General features: G+C 65.0%; 20 protein-coding genes and 6 tRNA genes. 17 read left to right on the top strand and 9 right to left on the bottom strand.

All coding sequences use genetic code 11. From position 1 onward, the window contains the following. Positions 1 to 485: 485 nt before the first annotated feature. Complete coding sequence (locus C2I19_RS07180; RefSeq protein ID WP_158253653.1) at positions 486 to 1,862, bottom strand: OmpP1/FadL family transporter; 1,377 nt, start codon at positions 1,860 to 1,862, stop codon at positions 486 to 488. 258 nt (positions 1,863 to 2,120) lie between these two features. Here C2I19_RS07180 and C2I19_RS07175 point away from each other — a divergent pair, with 258 nt between their 5' ends. The 5 genes from C2I19_RS07175 to C2I19_RS07155 all read left to right on the top strand — a co-directional run bounded on the left by C2I19_RS07175 (position 2,121) and on the right by C2I19_RS07155 (position 10,374). Continuing rightward, positions 2,121 to 2,678, top strand: a complete 558-nt coding sequence (locus C2I19_RS07175; RefSeq protein WP_103902027.1) for a peptidylprolyl isomerase — start codon at positions 2,121 to 2,123, stop codon at positions 2,676 to 2,678. A gap of 37 nt (positions 2,679 to 2,715) precedes the next feature. Continuing rightward, positions 2,716 to 3,207 (top strand): peptidylprolyl isomerase, encoded by a 492-nt coding sequence (locus C2I19_RS07170; RefSeq protein WP_103902026.1) that lies wholly within the window; start codon positions 2,716 to 2,718, stop codon positions 3,205 to 3,207. A gap of 71 nt (positions 3,208 to 3,278) precedes the next feature. After that, a complete protein-coding gene (locus C2I19_RS07165) occupies positions 3,279 to 3,992 on the top strand; it encodes a UDP-2,3-diacylglucosamine diphosphatase (protein ID WP_103902025.1) in 714 nt (237 codons plus the stop codon). A gap of 504 nt (positions 3,993 to 4,496) precedes the next feature. Next, positions 4,497 to 6,827, top strand: a complete 2,331-nt coding sequence (locus tag C2I19_RS07160; RefSeq protein WP_233201131.1) for a TonB-dependent receptor — start codon at positions 4,497 to 4,499, stop codon at positions 6,825 to 6,827. A gap of 181 nt (positions 6,828 to 7,008) precedes the next feature. Next, positions 7,009 to 10,374, top strand: a complete 3,366-nt coding sequence (locus tag C2I19_RS07155) for a S41 family peptidase (protein WP_103902023.1) — start codon at positions 7,009 to 7,011, stop codon at positions 10,372 to 10,374. A 1-nt stretch (position 10,375) separates the two neighbouring features. Here the strand turns inward: C2I19_RS07155 and C2I19_RS07150 are convergent, their stop codons facing one another. Next, the gene (locus tag C2I19_RS07150) at positions 10,376 to 11,323 is read right to left on the bottom strand and encodes a helix-turn-helix domain-containing protein (protein ID WP_103902022.1); all 948 of its coding nucleotides are present in this window, start codon (positions 11,321 to 11,323) and stop codon (positions 10,376 to 10,378) included. Between the two features lie 111 nt (positions 11,324 to 11,434). On the opposite strand from C2I19_RS07150, the gene C2I19_RS07145 reads away from it, so the two are divergent. Next, positions 11,435 to 11,947, top strand: coding sequence for a cysteine hydrolase family protein (locus C2I19_RS07145; protein WP_103902021.1), 513 nt, complete (start codon positions 11,435 to 11,437; stop codon positions 11,945 to 11,947). A gap of 75 nt (positions 11,948 to 12,022) precedes the next feature. Here C2I19_RS07145 and tilS read toward each other — a convergent pair whose 3' ends face one another. Beyond that, positions 12,023 to 13,378 (bottom strand): tRNA lysidine(34) synthetase TilS, encoded by a 1,356-nt coding sequence (gene tilS, locus C2I19_RS07140; protein ID WP_103902020.1) that lies wholly within the window; start codon positions 13,376 to 13,378, stop codon positions 12,023 to 12,025. Next, positions 13,350 to 14,315: an acetyl-CoA carboxylase carboxyltransferase subunit alpha gene (locus tag C2I19_RS07135; protein ID WP_103902019.1), complete on the bottom strand. Its 966-nt coding sequence runs from the start codon at positions 14,313 to 14,315 to the stop codon at positions 13,350 to 13,352. Before C2I19_RS07135 ends, tilS begins: the two co-directional genes overlap by 29 nt. Before the next feature lie 212 nt (positions 14,316 to 14,527). On the opposite strand from C2I19_RS07135, the gene C2I19_RS07130 reads away from it, so the two are divergent. The 8 genes from C2I19_RS07130 to C2I19_RS07095 all read left to right on the top strand — a co-directional run bounded on the left by C2I19_RS07130 (position 14,528) and on the right by C2I19_RS07095 (position 18,418). Then, positions 14,528 to 14,603, top strand: a tRNA-Val gene (locus C2I19_RS07130). A gap of 13 nt (positions 14,604 to 14,616) precedes the next feature. Continuing rightward, positions 14,617 to 14,693 (top strand) — tRNA-Asp (locus tag C2I19_RS07125). Positions 14,694 to 14,718: 25 nt separating this feature from the next. Further along, positions 14,719 to 14,794 (top strand) — tRNA-Val (locus tag C2I19_RS07120). Positions 14,795 to 14,807: 13 nt separating this feature from the next. Then, positions 14,808 to 14,884 (top strand) — tRNA-Asp (locus C2I19_RS07115). Between the two features lie 27 nt (positions 14,885 to 14,911). Further along, a tRNA-Val gene (locus C2I19_RS07110) sits at positions 14,912 to 14,988 on the top strand. Between the two features lie 6 nt (positions 14,989 to 14,994). After that, positions 14,995 to 15,071, top strand: a tRNA-Asp gene (locus C2I19_RS07105). A 153-nt stretch (positions 15,072 to 15,224) separates the two neighbouring features. Next, positions 15,225 to 16,748: a FecR family protein gene (locus C2I19_RS07100; RefSeq protein ID WP_103902018.1), complete on the top strand. Its 1,524-nt coding sequence runs from the start codon at positions 15,225 to 15,227 to the stop codon at positions 16,746 to 16,748. A gap of 29 nt (positions 16,749 to 16,777) precedes the next feature. After that, positions 16,778 to 18,418 carry a CHASE2 domain-containing protein gene (locus tag C2I19_RS07095; protein ID WP_103902017.1) on the top strand — a complete coding sequence of 547 codons (1,641 nt, stop codon included), beginning with the start codon at positions 16,778 to 16,780 and terminating at the stop codon, positions 18,416 to 18,418. 57 nt (positions 18,419 to 18,475) lie between these two features. Here the strand turns inward: C2I19_RS07095 and C2I19_RS07090 are convergent, their stop codons facing one another. From C2I19_RS07090 to pmbA, 5 genes are all read right to left on the bottom strand, one after another. After that, the gene (locus C2I19_RS07090) at positions 18,476 to 18,970 is read right to left on the bottom strand and encodes a disulfide bond formation protein B (RefSeq protein WP_103902016.1); all 495 of its coding nucleotides are present in this window, start codon (positions 18,968 to 18,970) and stop codon (positions 18,476 to 18,478) included. An 88-nt stretch (positions 18,971 to 19,058) separates the two neighbouring features. Beyond that, positions 19,059 to 20,198 (bottom strand): patatin-like phospholipase family protein, encoded by a 1,140-nt coding sequence (locus C2I19_RS07085; RefSeq protein WP_103902015.1) that lies wholly within the window; start codon positions 20,196 to 20,198, stop codon positions 19,059 to 19,061. Between the two features lie 71 nt (positions 20,199 to 20,269). Further along, positions 20,270 to 21,169, bottom strand: a complete 900-nt coding sequence (locus C2I19_RS07080) for a DNA-3-methyladenine glycosylase family protein (protein WP_103902014.1) — start codon at positions 21,167 to 21,169, stop codon at positions 20,270 to 20,272. A 3-nt stretch (positions 21,170 to 21,172) separates the two neighbouring features. Next, positions 21,173 to 21,820, bottom strand: coding sequence for a DNA oxidative demethylase AlkB (alkB, locus tag C2I19_RS07075; protein ID WP_103902013.1), 648 nt, complete (start codon positions 21,818 to 21,820; stop codon positions 21,173 to 21,175). Beyond that, on the bottom strand, positions 21,817 to 23,160 hold the full coding sequence (gene pmbA, locus C2I19_RS07070; RefSeq protein WP_103902012.1) for a metalloprotease PmbA: 1,344 nt from the start codon (positions 23,158 to 23,160) through the stop codon (positions 21,817 to 21,819). Before pmbA ends, alkB begins: the two co-directional genes overlap by 4 nt. Positions 23,161 to 23,243: 83 nt before the next feature. Here pmbA and yjgA point away from each other — a divergent pair, with 83 nt between their 5' ends. The 3 genes from yjgA to C2I19_RS07055 are packed head-to-tail and all read left to right on the top strand — an operon-like array spanning position 23,244 to position 25,314. Further along, the gene (gene yjgA / locus C2I19_RS07065; RefSeq protein ID WP_103902011.1) at positions 23,244 to 23,789 is read left to right on the top strand and encodes a ribosome biogenesis factor YjgA; all 546 of its coding nucleotides are present in this window, start codon (positions 23,244 to 23,246) and stop codon (positions 23,787 to 23,789) included. Beyond that, complete coding sequence (gene mog, locus C2I19_RS07060) at positions 23,789 to 24,367, top strand: molybdopterin adenylyltransferase (RefSeq protein WP_103902010.1); 579 nt, start codon at positions 23,789 to 23,791, stop codon at positions 24,365 to 24,367. Before yjgA ends, mog begins: the two co-directional genes overlap by 1 nt. Further along, the gene (locus C2I19_RS07055; RefSeq protein ID WP_103902009.1) at positions 24,364 to 25,314 is read left to right on the top strand and encodes a YheT family hydrolase; all 951 of its coding nucleotides are present in this window, start codon (positions 24,364 to 24,366) and stop codon (positions 25,312 to 25,314) included. The genes mog and C2I19_RS07055 overlap by 4 nt, the downstream gene beginning before the upstream one ends. The last annotated feature ends 58 nt before the right edge of the window (positions 25,315 to 25,372 follow it).

The raw sequence follows: 25,372 nt of genomic DNA, 5'->3' as shown, positions 1-25,372 counted from the left end.
GAGGAAGTCGTCGCGGCGCTGCAGCACCAGGTTGCCGTTGCCGGCGTTGACATAGACCCGCTCGCCGCCGCGGCCGAACGCCGCCTCGCCCAGCTGCCCCTGCCCGCCCAGCGACGCCAGCGAACCGTTCCGCACCCCCAGACCCGCGCTTGTGACTACCGCAACCATGCCCTGCTCCTCGAATGTATGTCGTGTTCGGGGAGTCTTATCTGGGGAATTCGGAAAGAGTTTAGCCGGATTGCGAAAAAAAATTCAATTTAGATGAAAATGCATGAGAAACATGAAAAATATGAAAAATCCTCCCCAAAAGGAAGGCTTGGCAGCTGAAAATAGCTTTCGTCGGCGACTCAATTGGAGGGGGCAGCGCCACGCTCTGATGCAAGATCACGGGGCGCTACAAAGCGGAACCGCAAGCGCCCACCCGCGCGAAAACGCAAAAAAGCGCGGCCCAAGCCGCGCCTTTCGGTTTACCGCTGCAAAACCTATCAGAAGCGATATTGCAGCTGCGCGCCCAGCAGATGGCCGGTGATGGACGAGTATTCGCCCTGCAGATGGCTCGAAGTGCCAAACGGACTCTTCGAGGTATTGTCGATCTTGGTGTCGCCCACGGCGCGCAGGTAGGCGTAGCTCACATCAATGCTGGCCTGCTTGCTGATCTGGTAACCGGCGCCCAGAGTCAACCAGACGCGATTGGCGTCCGGGATCATCGCGTTGCGGTGCTGGGCATTCGGCACCGGCGTGGTTTCGTATCCCAGGCCGCTGCGCAGCGTCAGCGCATCGCTATAGAAGTAGTCGCCGCCGACCGAGAACATCCAGCTGTTCTTCCAGTGATTGTCGATGACGGTAGTCGTGTCCACGGTCTTGCCGCCCACGCCGGGAAAGCCAGCCGGGTACGTGAAGGCCGGGCTGCCCTTGACCACCAGTTGGTCGAAGCGGCTCCAGCGCGTCCAACGCGCGGTGGCGCCCACGGCGAACTTGCTGTTCAGCTTGCTGTAGCCGCTCAACAGCAGCGATTCCGGCGCCGTGACATCAGCGGAGCCGGCATAAGTGCCGTTCAGCTTGGACAAGGGCAGCGCCAGGCCCGGCGCCAATGGCAGATCGGCGAAGCCGGCATTGGTGTAATCGCCCTTGGCATCATGATGGATCTTGGAACGATAAGACAAGCCGACGCGCGTATCGGCGCTATAGGAGTACATCACGCCCAGGTTGTAGCCGAAGCCCCAGCTGTCGGCATGCAACTCGCCGGTGGCTCCCGGCAGGAAAGCCCCCTTCTTCAGATCCGCCTTGGCGTACTGCGCGGACAGGCCGCCGCCGAAGCTCCAGCGATCATCCAGCTTGTAAGCCAGCGAGGGATTGATATCCAGCGTCATGATAGAGCTGGAGATGCCGTTGTCGCGGCCGCCCCAATTGTCGCTATAGCGCGCGCCCAGGCCAAACGGCGTGGTCAGGCCCAGCCCGACATACCATTGGTTGTTGATCTGGCGCGTGAAGTAGGCGTTAGGAATCATTTCGCCGGGCGCGCGGCCGTTGTCCACAGCGCTGGCTGTCGTCTTCCCCAGCGGTTTGCCGGTCACCGGATTCGCGCTGACCGTAGTATTGCTGCCGCTGAACGGCGCGTCGATCTCGGCGTATGTGAAACCGCCCTGCACGCGCGTGCCGGACAGCAAGGTCATGCCGGCCGGATTGTAGAACGCGGCGGACAGATCGTCGCCGGCCACGCCGGCGCCGGCGTAGGCGCGGCCCATGCCGGCTACGCTCTGTTCGGTCAATTGGAAGCCGGCGGCTTGCGCGGCGGGAGCGGCTGCGAACAGCGCGGCGATGGAGAGGGAAAGCAGTTGAGCGGGGCGGGGGGAGAATGGCATTGCAATCATGTTCCTGGAACGTTCTTCTTGTCGGCCGGCTGGCCGGGCGGCGACGCAAGCATGATAAATAGATAGCGCTTGCATCTTTTTTAGGGTGTGGAGTCTAAACTCGAACCTTTCAAACGATCAAGAAAAAACATAACTTCCTTAACGAAAGTTAAACAGCGCGCGGCGTCGCCCAAACCCGCCGCCGTCAACCAGGCGCGCCCGCTGTGCTAGAATCACAGCCCGACTTTCTCGCCGACACGTCAGCCCATCATGAAGAAACTGCTCTGCGGCCTGGCCGCGCTCGCCCTGCCCGTCCTGGCCCTCGCCGCTCCGGTCGTAGAAATGGCCACCAACAAGGGCAATATCGAAATCACGCTGGACCAGGCCAAAGCGCCCAAGACCGTGGCCAATTTCGTCGCCTACGCCAAGGCCGGCCACTACAACGGCACCGTATTCCACCGCGTGATCGACGGCTTCATGATCCAGGGCGGCGGTTTCGACACCAAGCTGAACCAGAAACCTTCCAAGCCGCCCATCCTCAACGAGGCGAGCAACGGCCTGAAGAACGACATCGGCACCATCGCCATGGCGCGCACCGCGGAACCGAACTCAGCCACCGCGCAATTCTTCATCAACGTCGCCGACAACGATTTCCTCAATTACAAGTCGCCGACGCCGCAAGGCGCCGGCTATGCCGTGTTCGGCAAAGTCACCAAGGGCATGGATGTGGTCAACCGCATCGCCAAGACCCGCACCGGCAGCATGAACGGCATGGATGACGTTCCGTTCGAACCCATCGTCATCCAGAAAGTCACCATCAAACCGTAAGCCCGCGCCGCGCGGCTGTAACGCAAAGGAAAGCCAAATGATCAAACTGACCACCAACTTCGGCGAAATCACGCTGACGCTGAACCACGAAATGGCGCCGAAAACCGCCGCCAACTTCGAGGAATACGTGAAGAGCGGCCACTACGACGGCACCATCTTCCATCGCGTGATCAACGGCTTCATGATCCAGGGCGGCGGTTTCGACGCCGACATGAACCAGAAACCGACGCGCGACCCGATCCAAAACGAGGCCAACAACGGCCTGTCCAACAAGAACTACACCATCGCCATGGCCCGCACCATGGACCCGCACTCCGCGTCGGCGCAGTTCTTCATCAACGTATCCGACAACGATTTCCTGGACTTCAAGTCCGAGAGCACCCAAGGCTGGGGCTATGCCGTGTTCGGCGAGGTGGTGTCCGGCCAGGATGTGGTGGACCGCATCAAGACCGTGCGCACCGGCCGCAGCGGCGGCCATCAGGATGTACCCGTGGAAGCGGTAGTGATCCAAAAGGCGGAAGTCCTCTAAACCCGCCCGCATCGTCAATCCAGCCGGGGCCTCGCCCCGGCTTTGTCTTGCTTACGGACAACGCAGCAGCCATGGCCATCCATTTCATTTCCGACCTGCACCTCGCCGACGACACGCCGGCGCTCAACCAGCTGTTCCTGGACACGCTCGCCGCCTGGCGCGGCCGGATAGACGCGCTGTACATCCTGGGCGACCTGTTCGAATACTGGGTGGGCGACGACGACGATTCTCCGTACCTGGACGCGCCGCTGGCCGCGCTGCGCGAATTCGCCGCCGCCACGCCGCTGTTCGTGATGCGCGGCAACCGCGACTTCCTGCTAGGCGCCGGCTTCGAGGCGCGCAGCGGCGCCAAGCTGCTGGAAGACCCGACGCTGATTGAAGCGTACGGCCAGCGCATCCTGCTGAGCCACGGAGACGCGCTATGCACCGATGATGCCGCCTATCAACAATTCCGCGCCATGAGCCGCAACCCGCAATGGCAGCAGGCCATGCTGGCCAAGCCGCTGGCCGAGCGCCACGCCATTGCCCGCCACGCCCGCGCGCAGAGCGAAATGAACAAGCGGCAGACTGGCCTCACCGCCATTTCCGACGTGACCGAGACCGCCGTGCGCGAACTGCTGGCCGCCCATCGCTGGCCGACACTGATCCACGGCCATACCCATCGTCCCGCCCATCACCGCCACGATGCCTCCAGCCGCTGGGTGATCCAGGACTGGCATGAAGCATCCGGCGGCTGCCTGCTGCTGGACGACGCCGGCATCCGTGTCCTGCCGTTGGGCCGCTGACCTCCGCGCGGCCGCCTGTCGGCCGCCTAAAATTCCACATTTCATGCCACTGGAAACTTGTTTCCGCATCCCAAAAATTGCTTACATTTCATTAGCATAAGCAATGATTTCAACAAGAATCCCTCAAATTCCCCAATAAATTCATCAAGCAAACTCCACATAAAGACATATTTGTTTATTCTTTTTGTAATAGATGTTTCTTGAAATTGAAATGACGATCAACTAGATTTGCCGCTTAAAAATAATTTCAAGGCAAAATAATCGTTTCGGCCCATTTCTTGAAGCCAAATAGATGCGCACATACGCCAACAGCGCTTTCGCATCAGCTTTAGCAAGCCGCCGCATCGATAAAAGCCCCGCTCCTCCGCGCAAATAAACGCGATAGTCATCCCGTCCGAAACTAGCCATGCCTTACGGCAGGACACCGGCTGCGCGAAAAATACAAATTAAACGAAAAGTTGATTTCTCTACCATTCAGGAAATTCAATGCATAAGAAAGCACTCATGCGGCCTTTGACCCTGGCCGTGCTCGCCGCGCTAGCCAGCCAAGCCGCATTCGCCGAGGAAACCCAGCTGCAAACCGTCACCATCACCGGCGCCGGCGACAAGCTGGGCGTGGGGCTGCTGCAACAACAGGACGGCGCGCGCGCGCGCAGCGACGTCAACAAAGCCGCGCTGGAGAAGCAAAGCCCGACGTCCAACATCTACCAGGGCATCAATATGCTGCCCGGCGTCAACGCCTCCAGCCAGGACAACTCCGGCATGTTCGGCGGCGCGCTGACCATACGCGGCTTCAATTCGGACCAGATCGGCGTCACCATCAACGGCGTGCCGGTCAATGACTCGGGCAGCTACGCGGTCTACCCGCAGGAATTCGTCGACCTGGAAAACCTGTGCCAAGGCTCGGTGACTCAAGGCTCCAGCGATACCGACGCCCCGCACATGGGCGCCAGCGGCGGCAATATGAGTTTTGTCACCTGCGACCCGGAAAAGGAGCGCCGCGTGCGCTTCGCCCAGAGCCTGGGCAGCAACCGCCTGCAACGCACCTATGTGCGCGGCGATACCGGCCTGTTCGCCGACAACAAGGCTCGCGCCTTCGTCAGCTATTCGCACAGCGAAGTGGATAAATGGAAGGGTGCCGGCGGCATGAAGCGCGACCACGTGGACACCGGCCTGCGCTATGACTTCAGCGGCGGCTACATCAACGCCTCCGTGCTGTACAACCGCCAGATCGGCAACAGTTTCGGCACGCCGACGCTGCAACAACTGCAGCAGACCGGCTACAACTACGACTACTCGACCAGCTTCGTCCCCGGCCATCTGCCGCCGCAGTTCGGCACCACGCAGAAGGAAACCGGCCCTAACCCCAGCTACTATCAGTTACAGCAGAATCCGTTCGAAAACGTGATCGCCAAGGTAGACGCCGTGCTGAAACTGAGCGCGGACACCCGCCTCAAGATCCAGCCCTATTTCTGGTACGGCTACGGCGGCTCCATCAGCCAACAAACTCAAGCAGAAAACGGCTTTCTGAACGCCGCCACCCACACCAACACGGCGGCCAAAGACTTGAACGGCGACGGCGACACACTAGACACCATCGTGGTCAACGGCAGCAGCATCACCCGCACCCGCCGCCCAGGCATCACCCTCACCATGGAGCAGAGCTGGGGCAACCACCTGCTGCAGGCAGGCGTCTGGTATGAGCGCGCCCAGCACATCCAAACCGGCCAGGAAACCCCAACCAATGCAGACGGCAGTCCGACCGACCCGTGGATGCAGTCGAATCTGATCACTCGTCCAGATGGCCGCCTGTATCAGTATCGCGATTGGGACACCGTCAGCACCGCTACCCAGCTGTTCGCCATCGGCACCTTCAACTTCCTGGACGACCGCCTGAGCTTCAACGCCGGCCTGCGCACGCCGCAGATCAAGCGAGACTTCACCAACCACGCCAACGATGGCTGTTCCGGCAAAACCGCCTGCCCGGCCGCTTACGACTACACCATCAGCCGGACCTACCGCGAGACTCTGCCCAGCTTCGGCGTGCGCTATTTCCTGACGCCCAAGCAGCAGATGTTCTTCAACGTCACCAAGAACTACCGCGCAGTGCCGAACTACGCCTACAGCAGCAGCAACGGCAATGTGCAGGTGATCAACGGCCAAGTGGTGCTGACCAACGACGTGACGCCGGAAACTTCGGTCAACACCGACCTGGGCTACCGCTGGCAGGGCGATCTGCTGACCTTCAGCGGCTCGCTGTTCAACGTCGACTTCAGCAACCGCCAAGCCAACTCGTATGATCCGGTGACCCTGAAATCGGTCAATATCAACGCCGGCGGCGTGCACACCTGGGGCGGCGAGTTCGAGCTGGGCACCGTGCCGGTCAAGGGCTGGAGCGCATACGCTTCCTTCACCAGCAACCACAGCGAGATTGAAAACAATCTGAACTGGAAGGATTCGTCCGGCAACAACACCGTGTTGCAGACCCAGGGCAATGACTTCCCGCTGACGCCGCGCTGGATGGCCGCGCTGTCGCTGCAGTACGCCCCGGGCGCCTGGTATGTCCGCACCGACGTCAAGCACACCGGCAAGCAGTTCGCCACCCTGGTCAATGACGAGGTGGTCCCGGAATACACCACGGTGGATCTGGACGCCGGCTATCGCTTCGGCAATATGGGCGTGCTGAAGAATCCGACGCTGAAACTGAACCTCAGCAATATGTTCAACACCAGCTACCGCATCCCCACCTCGTCCAAGGTCAATGCGGCCGACACCGTGCGCTACAACCTCGGCGCGCCGCGCAGCGCCTCGGTGACGATGCAGGTGGACTTCTAAGCCAGCAACATCCCGCCGGGGATGGCTCCGCGCAGCGCCCGCGCGGCCTTTCGAGGCCAAAGCGGGTTGCTGACGACCCCTCCCCGGCTTTTTCTCGCCCCGCTCCGAAAACAACATTGTCATAACAACTGACATGCCGCATCATGTTTCTCCCTGACGCCCCGCCCTCCGGAGAAATGCATTGCGCCCCCGCCTTTCCGTCACCCTGCTCGTCCTGAATCTAGCCCTAAGCCAGGCTTTCGCCGCCCTCCCCGCCGGCCCTTCCTCCATAGATGGCGCGAAGCTCGGCTATTTCCGCCAGGCAACCGCCGGCCGCGACGGCATCGTCTTCGTCGCCGATGGCCATTTGTGGCGCGTGCCTTATGAAGGCGGCGCGGCCCGCCGGCTAACCGGCGGCGCGGCCGACCCAAGCTATCCCGCCTTATCCGCGGATGGCCGCTGGCTGGCCTTCGTCGGCCGTTACGACGGCGCGCCGGAAGTCTATGTGATGCCGGCGGAAGGCGGCCCCACCCGCCGGCTGACCATAGACGGCGACCGCGGCGTCAAGGTTCAGGGCTGGAGCCGCGACGGCAGAGTGCTGGTGGCCAGCAGCCGCTACAGCGGCAAGCCGGACACCCGGCTCTACCTGCTAGACCCCGCCAGCGGCCAGCGCGAGCCGATCCCATTGGCCCAGGCCGCCGAAGCCTGCCTGGACGGCCAAGGCCATCCCACCGTGTTTGCGCGCGAAGCGCAGCCCAGCGACAACGTGATCGGCTATGTCGGCGGGCTGCGGCAGCAACTATGGAGCTGGCAGCCAGGCCAGGAGGCCAGGCCCGCCTTCCCCGGCCACCCCGGCACCAGCCGCCAACCGATGTGCGTCGGCGATCAAGTCTACTTCCTCAGCGACAAGGGCGGGCGGCTGAATCTGTGGCAGGGCCGGCTGGCTGCCAGCGGCGCGCTGGCCGACAGCCGCGAGCTGACCCATTACCGCGACTTCGAAGTCCGAGACGCCAACCTGTACGCCGCGCCCGGCCATGACCGCATCGTCTACACCCAAGCCGGCGCCATCCATGTGCTGGACCCGCAAACCGGCGCCGATCAAGAACTAGCCATTCAGTTGAATTCGGATTTCGAACAGTTGCGGCCGCAGATGATCAACAACCCGCTCAACTACGTCTCCGCGCTGGCGCTGTCGCCCAATGGCGATCGCGTCGCGGTGCAGGCTCGCGGCTATGTCTCGGTGTTTCCGGTCGGCTCAGGCCGCCGCGCCGACGTGCTGACCGACGGCGCGCAGCGCGCGCGCGAACTGAGCTTCAGCGCCGACGGCAAATCGCTGCTGCTGACCAGCGACAAGAGCGGCGAGCAGGAATTCTGGCGCGCCGACAGCCGAACCGGCGGCGCCATGCATCAGATCAGCCATGGCGGCGACTCGCCCATCGAACAGCCGCTGGCCGCGCCCGACGGCAAGAAGCTGGTCTATAGCGACGGCCGCCGCCGGCTGTGGCTGCTGAACCTGGACAGCGGCGAGCGCAGGCTGCTGCGCCAGTTGCCGCGCGGCGGCTACGCCGACTTCGCCTGGTCGCCGGACAGCCGCTACCTGGCCTACGGGGCCGACGCGGCCAACGAATTCTCCCAGCTCTGGCTCTACGACAGCCAGAGCCGGCAGCATTTTCCGCTGAGCAGCGACCGCTACCACGCGCGCAGCCCAGCCTTTGCGCCGGACGGCAAGACGCTGTACTTCCTCAGCGACCGCAATCTGGATTCCGAAGTCTCCAGCCCCTGGGGCCAGCGCGATCCCGCGCCCTACTTCAACAAGCAAACCAAGATCTACGGCCTGATGCTGGACGCATCGGCGCGCTGGCCCTTCCAGCCCAAAGACGAGCTGGCTGGCAAGGACGCCGGCGAAGACAAGGGCGAAAGCGGCGACAGCGAGAACAAGGAAGACAAGGGCAAGGACGCCAAGAAGAGCCCCAAGCCGGTGCGGCTGGACAACGGCTTCCGCCGCCGCCTGTACGAGGCGCCGCTGGAAGCAGGCAATTACGACAGCCTCAAGGCAGACGACAAGCGGCTCTACTTCACTCGCGCCGCCACCCCTGAAGCCAAGCTGAAGCAACTACTCTCCCTGTCCATCGAGGCCCCCAACCCCACGCCATCCAAACCGGAGGTCTTCGCCGAAGGTATCAAGGAATACCGCCAGTCCGCGGACCGCAAGAAACTGCTGCTGGTGCGCGAGGAAGGCGGCCAGCCCAGCCTGGCCGTGGTGCCGGCCGGCGAAAAAATGCCCAAGGAAATGGACAAATACGCCGTCAGCCTGAAGGACTGGAGCCTGCCCCTGGACCCGCGCGCCGAATGGCGGCAGATCTTCGCCGACACCTGGCGCATGCACCGCGACACGGTGCATCTGGCCACCATGCGCGCCGTAGACTGGGAGGCCGCGCGCCGCCGCTTCGCGCCTTTGGCGGACAAAGTGACGACCCGCCAGGAGCTGAACGACGTGCTGGCGCAGATGATAGCCACTGTCGGCATCCAGCACAGCCAGGTCGGCATCCGCGCGCAAGACGCGGCCAAGCCCGACACGTCCGTCGGCCAACTGGCGGCCGACCTGCGCCGCGCCCCCGGCGGGCTGGAAGTGACGGCGATCTGGAACGGCGACCCGGAGCTGCTGGAAGAGCGCTCCCCTCTGGCGCAGCCGGAAGCCGATGTCCGCGTCGGCGACGTGATCGCGCGCGTCAACGGCCAGGCCCTGCCCAGCGAGTACGCGCTGGCCAGCGCGCTGCGCGGCCAGGCGGGCAAGCAGGTGCTGCTGCAGATCAACCGCGGCGGCGCCAGCCGCCAAGCCATCGTGCGGCCGGTCAGCCTGGCGCGCGATCGCCAACTGCGCTACCTGGGCTGGGAAGAACAACGCCGCAGCATGGTGGAACAGCAATCGGCAGGCCGCATCGGCTACCTGCACTTGCAGGCCATGGGCAAGGACGACGCCGCGCGCTGGGCGCGCGAATACTACCCGGTGTTCGACCGCGAAGGCTTGATCCTGGATTTGCGCCATAACAATGGCGGCAATATCGACCGCTGGCTGCTGGAGAAGCTGCTGCGCCGCGTCTGGGTATGGTGGCAGAGCGGCAATCAATCCGTCGCCGAGCCGAACCCGCCCTATGCCTTCCGCGGCAAAGTGGTGGCGCTGATAGACGGCGACACCTATTCAGACGGCGAAACCTTCGCCCTGGGCCTGCAGCGGCTGGGCATCGCCACGCTGATAGGCATGCCGACCGCCGGCGCCGGCATGTGGCTGAGCGACCAGAACGGGAGCCGAGACCTGGGCATCGCCCGCGCCGCCCAGTCTCCCCAATTCATTACGGCGCCCGATGGCAGCCGGCAATGGGTGGTGGAAGGCCGCGGGGTGAAACCGGACATCGCGGTGGACAATCTCCCTTGGGCTGCCTTCCAGGGACAGGATGCCCAGCTGGAAGCCGCCATCCGCTACCTGCGGCAAGGCATGGCCAAGACGCCGGCCGCGCCGCCGCAGGCGCCCGCCGGCGGCGCCCAGGGCTCGCATTACCAGGGCTTCTGACTCAGCCCGCCCCGCGGAAAGCCTGCCGCCAGGCGGCGGGCGACACGCCCAGCCTTTGCCGGTACAAGCGGCGCAGCGACACGGCCGAGCCCAGCCCGGCCTGCTCGGCCACTTGCTCGATGGACAGGCTGCCAGTCTCCAGCAGCCGCTGACTCAGCGCCAGGCGCTCCTCGGCCAGCCATTCGCCCAGGGTGGCGCCGGTCATGGCATGAAAATGGCGGGAGAAAGTGCGCCGGCTCATCGCCATCCGCGCTGCCAGGCTGTCCAGCGTATGTTCGTCGCGCAGGCGCGCGCGCACCCAGTCCAGCAGCCCGCCCAGCCGGGCGTCGCGCTCCGCCTTGGGCAAGGGCTGCTCGATGAATTGCGCCTGGCCGCCCTGGCGATGCGGCGCCACCACCAACCGCCGCGCCACCCGATTGGCCTCCTCCACGCCGCGGCGCTGACGCAGCATGTGCAGGCAACAATCTATCGCGGCCGCGGTGCCGGCCGAAGTCAGCGCCTGGCCATCCTCCACGTACAAGACATCCGGGTCCAGCCGCACCGCCGGATACCGCCGGGCAAACTCATCGGCATACGCCCAGTGCGTGGTGGCGCGCCTGCCGTCCAGCAAGCCCGCCTCCGCCAACACGCAAGCGCCCAGGCACAGCCCCACCAGTTGCGCGCCGTCGGCGTGCGCCTCGCGCAATGCCTGCAGCAAGTCCGCATCGGCGCCATGCGCAGGCCCCAGCCAACTGGGCACGATGATCACCTCGGCCTGCCGCAAGGCCTCCAGCCCATGCTCCACCAGCAAGGAAAACCCCGCGCTGGTGCCCAGCATGCCCGGCCGCGCCGCGCAAACCTTCAGCCCGTCCGCGTCCGGCGACAGCTCGCCCAGCACCATGCACGGCACCGACAAATGAAACGGACTGATGCCATCGAACGCCAGCACCGCGACGCCGCGCCTTTCCATCCCCACACTCCCGATTGGCCTGATGTGATCGAATTGTGTCACCTGGGCCACTCTTCGCCAAGACGGGCGCGGCACATAATCAAGGCATCGCACTTACTGAGGACGCGCCGCATGACTACCGCCCTGCTGATCATCGACCTGCAAAACGACTATTTCCCCAATGGCAAATACCCGCTGTGGAATACCGAGCAGACGCTGGCCAACACCTTGCGCGCCATCGAGCAGGCCCGACGCCAGGGCATGCCGGTCATCCATGTCCAGCATATCGCCGCCAGCGCCGCCTCGCCGTTCTTCGCGCCGGATACCCACGGCGTCCAGATCCACCCGCAAGTGCTGGCCGCCGCGCCCGACGCGCCGGTGGTGGTGAAAAGCCATGCCGACGCCTTCCTCGACACCACGCTGGACGCCCTGCTCAAAGAATTTAAGGTGGACAGCCTACTGATAGCCGGCATGATGACGCAGAACTGCGTGACCCATACCGCGCTGTCGCGCGCCGCCGATCCCTACCAAGTAAAAGTCTTGCGCGACTGCTGCACCACAGTTGACCAGATGGTGCATGAGATCGCCCTGCGAGCGCTGGGCGACAAGGTGGAACTGCTGGACGGCGGCCAGGCTTTTGCCTGAGAGGCTTGGCGCTAGGGCTTGGCTTGGGGAAATCAGCCGGAGAGACAGCGCCGGCTGACGGATTGAAATCGCCTGTCAGGACTTGGCGGCATCCCGGCGCAGCGCCGGCCGCCATAGCGGCCACCAGCCGGCGGCCGATGCCGCCGCGTGCGAGACCGCTAGGCCGGGCACGGCCAGCAGATCGCCGTCCGCCCCGTACAGCAAGGGCCAACGCTGGCGCAAGGGCGGCGGCAAGCCGGCCTCGCGCAGCACATCTTTCACTTCCCGCCGCCCGCCGGAATAAGGCAGTTTTTCGCCGCCCTGCCGTGGCCGCAGCGTCAGCCCAGCGGCCAGAACGGCGTCCGGCAGGCCGCGCTCGCGCCATTCCCACTCCAGCCTGCCGCCCCATTCCGGCAGTTCCTGCGGCTGGCCGCCGCTCAGATCGGGCAAAGCCGTGCCGGATGCCGGAGGATCCAGATCCGGCAAGGCCTGAATCTGGCCGCCGAAGCGGAACAGCAAGCCGCCGCGCAGCTGCAATATAGGCAAAGCCTGCTCGCCCGCCTGCCACAGCTGCTGCTGAAACGCCTGCAGCGCGCCAGGCTCCGGCGCCGGCCAACCCTGCTCGCCCAGCCAGGCCAACAGCGCCTGGCGTTGCCGGGGCGCGGACAAGTCCAGCCAGCGGCGCAAGTCCAAGCCGGACTCGCCGCGGCAGGCGTCCACGTCGCCGCGCGCCACCTCGTCCAGAATGGCCGCCGCATCGGCCTGCAGCGTCGCCGAGCGGCACAGATGGCTGCGGTAATGCGGCACGGCCCGCTCCAGCAGCGGCAGAATGTCGTTGCGCAGCAGATTGCGCCGATAGCGGCTGTCGCGGTTGCTCTCATCCTCCACCCAGCGCAAACCCCGCTGGCGCGCATAAGCCTCAAGCTGCGCGCGGGTGAAGCCCAGCAGCGGCCGCCACAGCAGCTTGCCCGGCGTCAGCTCGCGCAGCGCCGGCATGGCCGCCAGCGCCCGGACGCCGCCGCCGCGCAACAGCTGCAGCAGCACGGTCTCCGCCTGGTCATCCTGATGGTGGGCCAGCGCTATCGCCTCCGCCGCCGAACGCCGATAAGCCGCGTAACGCGCCTCGCGCGCCGCCGCCTCCAGGCTCTCGCCGCCGCCCGCGCGCACTTGCACTCGCTCGATGCGCAAGGGCACGCCCAGCGCGTCGCACAGCGCCTGGCAATGCGCGGCCCAGTCGTCGGCGTTGGGGCTCAGGCCGTGATGGACATGCACGGCGGACAGGCTCAGCCCCGGCCGCCGCGCGCGCGCCTCGGCCAGCAGCGACAGCAGCGCCGCGGAATCCAGCCCGCCGGATAAGCCAACCTCCAAAACGCAAAGGCCGGACAATGCGTCCGGCCAGTGCGCGATCAGGCTATCCGCCAGCTCAGGCTGCGTCTTCCTTGAAGCGGCCATAGCTCATCAAGCGGTCAAAGCGCTGCTTCAGCAGCTCGTCCATGGCCTTGCCCTGGACCTCCTTCAATTCATCCTGCAGCGCCCGCTTCAGCGTGGTCATCATCTGCGCGTGGTCGCGATGGGCGCCGCCCACCGGTTCGTTCACCACGCGATCGACCAGGCCCAGCGTCTTCAGCCGCGGCGCGGTGATGCCCAGGGCCTCGGCCGCGTCGGACGCGCGCTCCGCCGTCTTCCACAGAATGGAAGCGCAGCCTTCCGGCGAAATCACCGAATAGGTAGCGTACTGCAGCATATTGACGTGGTCGCCCACCGCAATGGCCAAAGCGCCGCCAGAGCCGCCCTCGCCTATCACCGTAACGATGATAGGCACGCGCAGCCTGGTCATTTCATACAGATTGCGGCCAATCGCCTCGGACTGGCTGCGCTCCTCCGCGCCAATGCCGGGCCAGGCGCCTGCGGTATCGACGAAGGTCAACACCGGAATGCCGAACTTCTCGGCCAGCCTCATCAAGCGCAAGGCCTTTCTATAGCCTTCCGGATGCGGCATGCCGAAGTTGCGGCGTATCTTTTCCTTGGTGTCGCGGCCCTTCTGATGGCCGATCACCATCACCGACTGGCCGTTGAAACGGGCCAGACCGCCTACGATGGCTGCGTCGTCCGCGTAAACGCGGTCGCCGTGCAGCTCTTCGAAGTCGGTGAAAATGGCTTGTATATAGTCAAGCGTATACGGGCGCTGAGGATGGCGCGCCACCATCGCGATCTGCGACGGCGTCAGCTTGGCGTACAGCGTCTTGGTCAGCTCCAGGCTCTTCTTCTGCAGGCGGGCGATCTCTTCCGAGATATCCAGCACTGAGTCGTCCTGCACGAAACGCAGCTCTTCAATTTTGTTCTCGAGCTCGGCAATCGGCTGCTCAAAATCGAGAAAGGTCGGCTTCATTCTTCACATCATCCGTCAAACCTTAATCGGCGCATGATACATGAGCCGCAAACTCGCCGTCACCCGCATATCCCGGAAAACAACGCAAAATTGGAGCAAATATTCAAAGTTTCCGGCTTTCTCAAAAAAACTTCAGCAAAGCACTTGCGCGAGCTTAAACCCTGTGCTTTAATTCGCCTCCTCGCTGAGACGCAAACGGCGAAACGAATTCAGGGCGTTTAGCTCAGTTGGTAGAGCGTCTGCCTTACAAGCAGAATGTCGGCGGTTCGACTCCGTCAACGCCCACCAAAGGTTTACGGTTGGAGTGGTAGTTCAGTTGGTTAGAATACCGGCCTGTCACGCCGGGGGTCGCGGGTTCGAGTCCCGTCCACTCCGCCAACATATAAAGCAGCACTCGTATTTCGGGCGTTTAGCTCAGTTGGTAGAGCGTCTGCCTTACAAGCAGAATGTCGGCGGTTCGACTCCGTCAACGCCCACCAAAGGTTTACGGTTGGAGTGGTAGTTCAGTTGGTTAGAATACCGGCCTGTCACGCCGGGGGTCGCGGGTTCGAGTCCCGTCCACTCCGCCAACGCTTTCAAGCAGTAAACAGTTTTCTGGGCGGTTAGTCTCAGTTGGTAGAGCACTGCCTTCACACGGCAGGGGTCGCTGGTTCGAGTCCAGTACCGCCCACCAGAAAACGGAGTGGTAGTTCAGTTGGTTAGAATACCGGCCTGTCACGCCGGGGGTCGCGGGTTCGAGTCCCGTCCACTCCGCCAACACGAAAAAAGCAGCCTTCGGGCTGCTTTTTTTCATGGCTTTTCGCCCCTCTCTTGGCACCCCAAGCCCCTCATCCCACGTATAATTTGCCTAATTCCCAATTGGCATCGATACTGTCAAACTTTACACATATTCAATCAAGAGATTTCACAATGCGCAATGCAATCCCGCTGGCGCTGTGCGCGCTCGCCGCGTCCGTCCACGCCAGCCCGCCCGTAGAAACGGCGATCTGGCAGTACAAGGTGCAAGCAGGCGACACGCTTTGGTCCATCGCATCGCGCCATCTGCTATCTCCCGATTACGCGCGCCAGCTTCGCGAAGGCAATCGCATTGCCAATCCGCATCGCCTGACTCCCGGCAGCGTGCTCGACATCCCTTACGCCTGGGTCAAACAGAATGCAAGCGAAGCCGAACTCGACGACGCATCCGGCCAGGTCAGCGCACAGGGACCGGACGGCGCGGCGCTGAGCCTGAAGCATGGACAACGCTACGCCAACGGCACCCGCTTCCGCACCGGCAACGACTCCATGCTGCGCCTGCGCCTGCAGGACGGCTCCATGTTGGTGCTGAACGCCAATACCGCGCTGACGCTGGAAAACCAGGCCTACTACCCCAGCACCGGCGCCGTGCTGACGCAAAGCCGGCTGGACCAGGGCAGCGCCGCCAGCTCGGTGATTCCCAACCTGCTGATGCCCAGCCGCTACCGCATCCAGACGCCATCCGCCGTCACCACCGTGCGCGGAACCGAATTCCGCGTGCGCAGCGCGGCCGCGGACGACACCGCGACCGAAGTGCTGCGCGGCAAGGTCAATGTCCGCACCGAGCAAGGCGAAGTGGACGTGCCGGCCGGCTTCGGCAGCCGCGGCAAGGCCAATGGCGGCCGGCCCGACACCCTGCCTGCCGCCCCTGCGCTGGAAGGCCTGGCGAACCGCGCCGAATTCAATCCGCCGCCTTTGCGCTGGAAAGCCGGCGCGGGCGAAACCGGCTATCACCTGGCGCTGAGCCGCGCGGACAGCGCGCATGAGCTGCTGCAGGAACGCGAAAGCGACGCGCCGAGCTTCTCCCCGCTGCTGCCGGGCAACGGCGACTACCTGCTGGCCATCCGCGCCCGCAACGCCGATGGGCTGCAAGGCTTCGACAGTCAGCGCGCCCTCGCGCTACACGCCTATCCCCTGCCGCCGCTGCTGCTGGCTTCGCCTCGACAGCAACGCGGCGACACGCTGCAAGTGCGCAGCAGCGCCGGCGTCGAGCATCCCGCTCGCCTGCAGGTCTCGCGCGACGCGGATTTCCGCGAACTCGCGCAAGATATCCCGCTGACCCGGCCTGAACAAGAAATCACCTTGCCCGGCCGCGGCGCGTGGTATTGGCGAACGGCCTCCATCGCGCCCGACGGCGCGCTTGGCCCCTTCAGCGATCCGCAGCGCGTCGATGTCGTAGGCTGGTTGGGCGTGCCCGACATCGCACCGGCCTCGCTATGCGGACGGCGCTATCCGCTGGCCAACACCCGCTATACCCTGCTGCTGAGCGGACCAGGCGCAACCTTCCGGAGCGAAGCCGCTCAGCCCTGTTGGCTGCTGCGCGACTTGCCGCGCGGCGCGTTTGACGTCACCATCCGCATTGACGACGACGCCGGCTACCACGCGGAAGAAAAGCACCCGGCGCTAACCCTGCCCTGAGCGCGCCATCGCGCGGCTGACACGCTTCCATGGACAACGATAAATCAAACCAGCTCGGCCGACTGGCTCCCCTAGTGCTGGCCGCCGCCGCTTTTCTGTTGATTGCCAGCCAATTGCTGACCAGGCTGGACGGCTGGCTCTACGACGGCTTGACCGCCCTGCGGCCGCCCCATGGCGACCACAGCGCCCTCACCGTCATCGCGATAGACGAGAAAAGCCTGGCCGAGCTGGGCCGCTGGCCCTGGCCTCGCGTCCTGCACGCCCAATTGCTGGATAAACTGCGCCAGGCGCGCGCCGTCGGCCTGGACATCGCCCTGATCGAGCCCTCCCAGCATGCGGATACCGACCGCCAGCTGGCGGAAGCCATACGCCGCAACGGCAGAGTGGCCGGCCCTGTCTTCCCAGAGTTAAGCGGCCGCGAACTAGTAGAAGCCAGGCCCATGCCGCAGCTGGCAGACGCGATGGCGGCGCTGGGCCACACCGATTTCGAACTAGACGCCGATGGCATCATTCGCCGCGTCTACCTGCGCGCCGGGCTGAATCAAGCGCGCTATGACAGCTTCGCCGGCGCGCTCGCGACGCTGGCCTCCGGCCGTCCCGCCTCCCACCCTGCAAGCGCCGCGCCAATGGAAAACGCCGCCTGGCTGCGCGCGCAGCCGGCCATGGTGCCTTTCGCCAAAGGACCGCGCCCCTACCAGCTGATTTCCTACGCCGATGCGCTGAACCGGTTGCCGGCCGCCAGCTTCGCCGGCCGCATCGTGCTGATAGGCGCCACCGCCACCGGACTGGGCGACGTTCACGCCACCCCGCTGTCGGCCAACAACCGCGGCCTGTCCGGCGTGGAGATCAACGCTTTCCTGCTGCATGGCATGCTGGAAAACCTGCTGGCCAAACCGCTGGATCCGATCTGGCAAGCCCTGCTCTGCGCGCTGCTGCTCGGCCTGGCGGACTGGCGGCTATCCCTGCTGCGCTCGGCCCGCCGCCTGCTGACCGCCTATTTCGCCGCCTCGCTCAGCCTGCTGCTCGCATCCGCCGCCGCGCTGTATCTGGGACGGATCTGGCCGGGCGGCGGCGTGGCGGCGCTGCTGCTGGCGCTGGCCGGCTGCTTGCGCTACGCGGTCCGCCAAACGCGGCTGAACGCGCTGGCGCTGACCGACGGCCTGACCGGCCTGGCCAACCGCCGCAGCTTCGACGAGGCTTTCGCCGCCGAACTGGCGTCGCATCGCCGCCGCCGCAAACCGCTGGCGCTGCTGATCGTCGACCTGGACAACTTCAAGGGCTACAACGACCGCTACGGCCATTACGCCGGCGACGACGTGCTGCGCCGCACCGCGGAAACGCTGCGGCGGTGCTTCGCCCGCAAGGGAGAGATGCCGGCCCGGCTAGGCGGAGAGGAGTTCGGCATCCTGCTGGCGGAGCGCAGCGAGCGCGAGGCCTTGGCCGCGGCAGAGCGCTTCCGCCAGAGCCTGGAGGCGCTGGCGCTGCCGCATGCGGCCAATCCGCCGGAGCGCGTCACCTGCAGCATAGGCGTGGTCTCCCGCGTACCAGCCGAGGACAGCGCGCGCCAAATATTCGAAGATGCGGACCAAGCCCTGTATCTGGCCAAGGAAAACGGACGCAACCAGGTATGCGGCAGCGGCCCGGCGGCGCTAACCGGGCAAGGCGGCTGACGCCGCAAATGAAAACCGCCGGCAAGCCGGCGGTCGGGATTTCCTGCGCATCCAGGCTCAGCGCTTGCGGCGAACCAGCCAGATCGTCCACAGAATCGCGCCGGCGAAGAACACCGCCACCCAGAACGGCATGGTCATGCCGAGGAAACGCCCTTGGATTTCGGCGCACTCGCCGCTGCCCTTCAACACCTTGGACAACACCTGCCACAAGGGGAAGGATTCCATCAGAAACTCCAGCCCCGGCCCGCACTGCGGCACCTGGTCGGCCGGCAGGCTCTGCAGCCACAACTGGCGCAACGACACGCCTGCGCCGGCCAGCCCGGCCAGCGTCACCAGTCCGCCCCACACCTTGGTCCCCGCCTTGCCGGGGTTATGCAACGCGGCCAGCAAGGCCAACGCGCCAACCGCCATCACGCCTATGCGCTGCAGAATGCACAGCGGGCAGGGCTCCTGCCCCAGCTGATATTGAGCGAACAGCGCGAAACCGATGGCGCCGGCGCATGCCGCCGCCAACAACAGAAACCCCTGTCGCGTGCCGATATTCAAACCCATCCCCTTAGCCTTTCCTGATATGTCTCGCGAGTAACGCAGTGTAAACGGAAAAGCTCTGATTGGGGCGAGCCGGCAAAGTTCCGGGCCGCTACAACTCCAGGAAGGCGCGGATTTCGTGCTTGTGCTGCAAAGTGTCGTGATAGCCAAGCGCGATCAGCTCGCGGCAATAGCCCGGCTCGAACAGCAAATAGGTGGCCAAAGCCGTGCCTCGCTGGCGAGTGCCGCCGGTGCCTTTCATGATGAAGCGCAAGATGGGCGGAAACAGACTGGTATGGCGATAAACGATGCCCTCCAGCGATTTGCTGGGGTTAAGCTGGAAGATTTCCACTTTTTTCAGCTGCGTCTGGCAGGCCAGATCCTCATGCTCCTGCAGCAGCGCTATGGTTCGGTTGACGCGCTGCAGCCGCTCCATGTCCACCGCCATGCTGTCTATGAACACGCTGTTGAGCAGATGGCCGAACACTTGGGCCGGCATGGGATAAGAGCCGATATTGCGCCGTTCAATCATGTCCGGACGCTGGCTGGCCAAGCCCACCACGAACAACTTCTCCGCGCCCAGATGCAGCGCCGGCGACAGCGGCGACAGCTGGCGCACCGCCCCGTCGCAGTAGAATTTCTCGCCTATTTTCACCGACGGGAAAATCAGCGGAATGGCCGAGGTGGCCAGCACATGGTCCAGCCCTATGCGCTCGCGCACGCCCAGCCGCTGGTAGCGCGCCCACTCGTCCATCTCCTCCCCGCCCTGAAAAAACGTGACCGACATGCCCGTGGTGTAGCAGGAGGCCGTCAGCGCCAGCGCCTGCAATGCGCCCGCGTCAAGCGCCCGCCCCACGCCGTCGAAATTCATGATCCGCCCCAAGAGGCCGCGCAGCGGCGCGTTGTCGAGAAAGCTCTGCGGATTGCGCAAGACATGGCCGCCGCTGAGCAGCGAAAAGCCGAAATGCAGGAAGGTTTTGACGAAGTACAGCGTGCTGGCGTCGTAGATGTCGCTGATATGCAGCTGCTTCCACACCTTGGCCAGCGCCGACACCGCCAGGGTGTAGTTGCCGGCGCCGGAAGCCAGCGCCACCGCGTTGATCGCGCCGGCGGAAGTACCGCAAATAATGGGAAAGGGATTGCGCTCCGGATCCGGCAACAAGCGGGAAATACCCAACAACACGCCAACCTGATAGGCCGCGCGCGCGCCGCCGCCGGACAAGACTAAACCGATTCTGCTGGGCCTGCGCATGCCAGCCTCTTTCTCTGTACGCCTTATTAGTTCTTTTAGAGATAGTCAAAAAAGAGACTAACCAGCAAGCTTCAGAAACCGCCGGCCTGCAACAAAGCCCATAGATGCGCCGCCACCAGCGCGCGCCAAGGCGAGAACGCGCCCAGCCAATCTTGCGCCTGCTTCTGGTCCGGCTTTTCCGCCATGCCCAACACCATGCCCAACGCCTTGCGCACCGCTACGTCGCCATGCAGCGAGCCATCCAACCAACCGTAGCCGCGCAACAAGGCATAGCTGACTGTCCACGGGCCGATGCCCGGCACCGCCAGCAAGCGCTCAGCGACATCCGCGGCGGGCGTCCCATCCAGCCAGGCATCCAGCGGCAACTCGCCTGCGGCGGCAGCCTGGCTCAACGCCAGCAGCGCGCGGCTCTTGGCGCGCGAGAAGCCGGATTCGCCCAACTGGTCCGCCGTCAACGCCGCCAGCCGCGCCGCGTCCGGGTGGCACAGCAGGCCGGAGGAATGGCGGCAATCGCACAGCAGCAGCATGCGCCGGCGTATCGTCACCGCTGCGGCCACGCTGATCTGCTGGCCGGTGATGGCCCAGGCCAGCGCCTCGAACGGCGTCGCCGTCTGCGGCACCCGCAAGCCGGCGCGCGCGGCGATCAGGCCGCCCAACTGCGGATGGTTGCGGTATTGGCGCTCAAAGTCTTCCACCGGCTGGCTCAGGCCCAGCATGCGCCGCCCCATGCGCTCCAGCGCCACCCCGTCGCCAGCGTCCGCCGCGCCGTCCAGCGCCAGCGCCAGCCGCGCCCGACCGTCTTCGAAGCGCAGCGCCAAGCACGCTGGCAGCCCCCGCCACAACAGGCCCTTTCTCAATCCGGCCTCGTCCACCTGCTCAGCCAGGCGCTCGCCGTCGCGGCGGTGGAACGCCAGGATGTCCTGCGGGCGGAAACCCGGCGGCAGGACGATATCGCAATCGATAACGGACATGATTCAGCGAGCCTTGCGGAAAGTGAGATTGATGCGGCGCGCGCCGAGCAAGGGATGGCTGCCGGCCTGCACCGGACGCACGCCGTGGTAGCGCAAGCGATCCGGCCCGCCCCACACCAGCACGTCGCCATGCAGCAGCGCGATGCGAGCGCTCTTGTCGGCGCGGCGCAGTCCGCCCAGCAAAAATTCCGCCAGCAGGCCCAGCGACACCGAGACGATGGGCGCGGAGAAGTCGCGCTCGTCCTTGTCCTGGTGCAAGCCCATGCGCGCGCCGGGCAGATAGCAATTGATTAGGCAGGCGTCCGGATCGAAGCCGGCGAAGCCCGCCGCCGCCGCCGCGCCTTGCGCCAGCGCGCGCAGCGGATCCGGCATGACCGGCCAGGGATGGCCGGTTTCGGGATCGACCGCGGAATAACGATAGCCATGGCGGTCCGACACCCAGCCCCAGTCGCCGCAGCTGGTCGTGCCCACCGACATGGACTGTCCTCTCGGCGTCGCCATGGCGCGCAGCGGCGCCTGCGCCGCCACGGCGTCCACCGCCTCAAGCAGGCGGACGTCGTCCGCGCAGGCCCAGCCGTGCAACAGCGCCGCGCCAACCGACAGCCGCTCGATCCACGGGCCATCGTCAGGCGCGAACAGGCTGCCGCTCACTCCGCGCCAGCCACCATCATGCCGCCCACCAGCACCGAACCGATGCGGCGGCCGCCGCGGTCCAGCGTGTCGCTGCCCACCGCTTCGATATTGAGGAAGATATCTCGCAGATTGCCGGCGATGGTGATTTCCTCCACCGGATAGGCGATCACGCCGTTCTCCACCCAGAAACCGGCCGCGCCGCGCGAATAATCGCCGGTCACCGTATTGACGCCCTGGCCCAGCAGCTCGGTCACCAGGAGGCCGCTGCCCATTTGCGCCAGCAGCTCGGCGAAGCTCTCGCCAGTGGAGTGGACCACCAGATTATGCGCGCCGCCAGCGTTGCCGGTGGTCTGCATGCCTAGCTTGCGCGCCGAATAGCTGGACAGCAGATAGCCCTGCAGCACGCCGCCATCCACCAGCCTGCGCGCGCGCGTCGCCACGCCCTCGTTGTCGAAGGCGCTGCTGGCCAGACCGCGCAGCAGGAAGGGATCTTCGTCTATCGTCACCTTGGACGCCATCACCGGCTTGCCCAGCGAGTCCAGCAGGAAGGAGGACTTGCGGTATAGATTGCCGCCGCTGATCGCCGCGGTCAGATGGCCCAGCAGCGACATGGCCACCGGCGCCTCGAACAACACCGGATACTGGCCGGTCTTGACGCGGCGAGCGCCCAGCCGGCGCACGGCGCGCTCGCCGGCGATGCGGCCTATCTCCTCCACCGGCGCCAGATCATCGCGATGGCGCGCGGCCGAGTACCAGTAGTCGCGCTGCATCGCGCCGCCCTCTTCCGCCACCACGGCGGCGGACAGGCTGTGGCGGCTGCTGGCGAAGCCGCCGTTGAAGCCGTGGCTGTTGGCGTAAACGAACTGGCTGGCCTGCACCGACACGCTGGCGCCTTCGGAATTGCGGATGCGCGCATCCACCGCGCGCGCGCTGTCCTCGCAACGGCGCGCCAGCTCGATGGCCTGCTCCACCGGCAGCCGCCAGGGATGGAACAAGTCCAGTTCCGGCAACTCGTCCGCCAGCAGCTGCGCATCGGCCAGGCCGGCGCAATCGTCTTCCGCCGTGTAGCGCGCGATGTCCAGCGCGGCGCGCACGGTATCGGCCAGCGCCTGGTCGGAGAAGTCGGACGTGCTGGCGTGGCCCTTTTTCTGGCCCAGATAGACTGTGACGCTGACGCCCTTGTCCTGGTTGTATTCTATGGTTTCCACCTCGGACAGGCGCACGCTGACGGTCTGGCCGACACCTTCGGAAACGTCGGCCTCGGCGGCGCTGGCGCCATGCTGGCGGGCCAGTTCGAGCACGCGGTCCGCGATGCCGCTCAAGGTTTCGGAACTGAAACTGAATGTCTTATCTGCCATAGTATCTTTCGGAACAGTGGAAACGGCCGACGGCCTTTTCCGGTATCATACCAGCCTTGAAAACCGAGTGAGACCTAGCAACAATGACCGACCACCAGAACGACGACGACTTCGTCAGCAAGTCCCAGCGCAAGCGCGACATGGACGCGCTGCAGGATCTGGGTAGCGAACTGGTCGAGCTGTCCAAGGATACGCTGAAGAAAATGGCGCTGCCGGAGGATTTGCTCTCCGCGCTGCTGGAATACAAGCGCCTGACCGCGCACGGCGCCATCCGCCGCCAACTGCAATACATCGGCAAGCTGATGCGCAATGTCGATCCCGAGCCCATCCAGCAATATCTGCAGATACTCAAGGGCGAATCGTCCGAGCACATCGCCTGGCAGAAGCTGTTGGAGCGCTGGCGCGACAAACTGATGGCCGACGACGCCAACCAGCCGCTGTTCCTGCAAAGCTTCCCCGAGGCCGATCCCAAGCAGCTGCACTCCCTCGTTCGCCAGTCGCGCAAGGAAAAGCTAGACAACAAGCCGCCCAAGGCCTTCCGCCAGCTGTACCAGCTGATCAAGGAACAGATTCCGGAGCCGGGCAAACCGCGCATCTGGAATAAAGACGAGGAAGAGGACGAAGCGTAATGCTGAAGATAGGCCTGGTATCCATCTCCGACCGCGCGAGCCAGGGCGTGTATGAAGACAAGGGTCTGCCCGCGCTGCAAGACTGGTTGGCACGCGCGCTGGCCACCCCGTTCGAGACCGTCGCCCGCCTGATCCCGGACGAGCAGCCGGGCATAGAGGCCGCGCTGAAGGCCTTGGTCGATGAGGATGGCTGCCATCTGGTGCTGACCACCGGCGGCACCGGCCCGGCCCCGCGCGACGTGACGCCAGACGCCACGCTGGCGGTGGCGGACCGCGTGATGCCCGGCTTCGGCGAGCAGATGCGCCAGATCAGCCTGCGCTTCGTGCCCACCGCCCTCTTGTCGCGCCAGACGGGCGTGATCCGCAAGCAGAGCCTGATCCTGAACCTGCCCGGCCAGCCCAAGGCCATCCAGGAAACGCTGGAAGGCCTGCGCGGCGCGGACGGCAAGGTGGAAGTGCCGGGCATCTTCGCCGCGGTGCCCTACTGCCTGGACCTGATAGGCGCGCCCTATATCGAAACCCACGAGGCTGTGATCAAGGCTTTCCGCCCCAAATCCGCCATCAAGCCGGCGCAATGAGCTATCACGCGCCGCGCTGGCTGCGAGGCGGCCACGCCCAGACCATCTGGCCGGCGCTAGCGGTCAGGATAGATCCACCACCGTACCGCCGCGAGCTGTGGGACACGCCGGACGGCGCCAGCATCGCGCTGGACTTCGTCGACGGCCAGGCCGGCGCGCCGCTGGTGGTGCTGTTCCACGGACTGGAAGGCAGCAGCGACAGCCACTACGCCAAAGCGCTGATGCAAGCTGTGGCCGCGCGCGGCTGGCATGGCGTGGTGTCGCATTTCCGCGGCTGCGGCGGCGTGGACAATCCTCTGCCGCGCGCCTATCACGCCGGCGACGCAGCCGAGGTGCGCTGGATTCTGCAAAGGCTGTCGCTCCGCTTCGCCGCCATGGCTGCCATCGGCGTGTCTTTGGGCGGCAGCATGCTGCTGAATTACCTGGCGGAAGAAGGCGACGCCGCCCTGCCGCAGGCCGCCGCCGCGGTGTCCGCCCCGCTGGACCTGGTGGCTGCCAGCACCCGGCTGGACCGGGGCCTGGGCAAACTCTTGTATACCCGCATGTTCATGGACACCTTGAAGCCCAAGGCCATGGCGTCCTTGCAGCGCCACCCCGGCCTGTTCGATGGCGGCAAGTTGCGCCGCGCCCGTACCTTCATCGAGTTCGACGACCTGGTCACCGCGCCCATCCACGGCTTCGGCACCGCGCTCAACTACTGGACGCTGGCCAGCAGCAAACCCAAGCTGGTCCGCATCGCCCGACCGACGCTGGTGCTGAACGCGCGCAACGACCCGTTCCTGCCGGCGAGCGCGCTGCCGCAAGCCTCGCAGGTATCGCCCAGCGTGACGCTGGACTTTCCGGATGACGGCGGCCACGTCGGCTTCGCCACCGGCCCCTTCCCCGGCCGCATAGACTGGTTGCCGGAGCGGCTGCTGGCGTTCGTGGAGCCGCACCTGAATCGCTGACGAAAATGTCATAAGCATTGACGATCCCGTCTCAATCATGGCAAGTTCAAGCTCCGCC

Origin of the sequence: Chromobacterium alticapitis (assembly GCF_002924365.1) — a bacterium.
Taxonomy (GTDB): Bacteria; Pseudomonadota; Gammaproteobacteria; order Burkholderiales; family Chromobacteriaceae; genus Chromobacterium; species Chromobacterium alticapitis.
The sequence above is the reverse complement of the archived record's forward strand: the minus strand, read 5'-3'. Positions and strand labels throughout refer to the sequence as shown.

Coding starts and splice junctions, on each gene's coding strand:
- C2I19_RS07165 (WP_103902025.1), top strand. CDS start 3,279: ATGGCCATCCATTTCATTTCCGACCTGCACCTCGCCGACGACACGCCG.
- yjgA (WP_103902011.1), top strand. CDS start 23,244: ATGACCGACCACCAGAACGACGACGACTTCGTCAGCAAGTCCCAGCGC.
- C2I19_RS07055 (WP_103902009.1), top strand. CDS start 24,364: ATGAGCTATCACGCGCCGCGCTGGCTGCGAGGCGGCCACGCCCAGACC.
- C2I19_RS07145 (WP_103902021.1), top strand. CDS start 11,435: ATGACTACCGCCCTGCTGATCATCGACCTGCAAAACGACTATTTCCCC.
- C2I19_RS07080 (WP_103902014.1), bottom strand. CDS start 21,169: ATGTCCGTTATCGATTGCGATATCGTCCTGCCGCCGGGTTTCCGCCCG.
- C2I19_RS07150 (WP_103902022.1), bottom strand. CDS start 11,323: ATGGAAAGGCGCGGCGTCGCGGTGCTGGCGTTCGATGGCATCAGTCCG.
- C2I19_RS07160 (WP_233201131.1), top strand. CDS start 4,497: ATGCGGCCTTTGACCCTGGCCGTGCTCGCCGCGCTAGCCAGCCAAGCC.
- C2I19_RS07085 (WP_103902015.1), bottom strand. CDS start 20,198: ATGCGCAGGCCCAGCAGAATCGGTTTAGTCTTGTCCGGCGGCGGCGCG.
- tilS (WP_103902020.1), bottom strand. CDS start 13,378: ATGGCCGCTTCAAGGAAGACGCAGCCTGAGCTGGCGGATAGCCTGATC.
- mog (WP_103902010.1), top strand. CDS start 23,789: ATGCTGAAGATAGGCCTGGTATCCATCTCCGACCGCGCGAGCCAGGGC.
- C2I19_RS07180 (WP_158253653.1), bottom strand. CDS start 1,862: ATGCCATTCTCCCCCCGCCCCGCTCAACTGCTTTCCCTCTCCATCGCC.
- C2I19_RS07170 (WP_103902026.1), top strand. CDS start 2,716: ATGATCAAACTGACCACCAACTTCGGCGAAATCACGCTGACGCTGAAC.
- C2I19_RS07100 (WP_103902018.1), top strand. CDS start 15,225: ATGCGCAATGCAATCCCGCTGGCGCTGTGCGCGCTCGCCGCGTCCGTC.
- pmbA (WP_103902012.1), bottom strand. CDS start 23,160: ATGGCAGATAAGACATTCAGTTTCAGTTCCGAAACCTTGAGCGGCATC.
- C2I19_RS07175 (WP_103902027.1), top strand. CDS start 2,121: ATGAAGAAACTGCTCTGCGGCCTGGCCGCGCTCGCCCTGCCCGTCCTG.
- C2I19_RS07090 (WP_103902016.1), bottom strand. CDS start 18,970: ATGGGTTTGAATATCGGCACGCGACAGGGGTTTCTGTTGTTGGCGGCG.
- C2I19_RS07135 (WP_103902019.1), bottom strand. CDS start 14,315: ATGAAGCCGACCTTTCTCGATTTTGAGCAGCCGATTGCCGAGCTCGAG.
- C2I19_RS07095 (WP_103902017.1), top strand. CDS start 16,778: ATGGACAACGATAAATCAAACCAGCTCGGCCGACTGGCTCCCCTAGTG.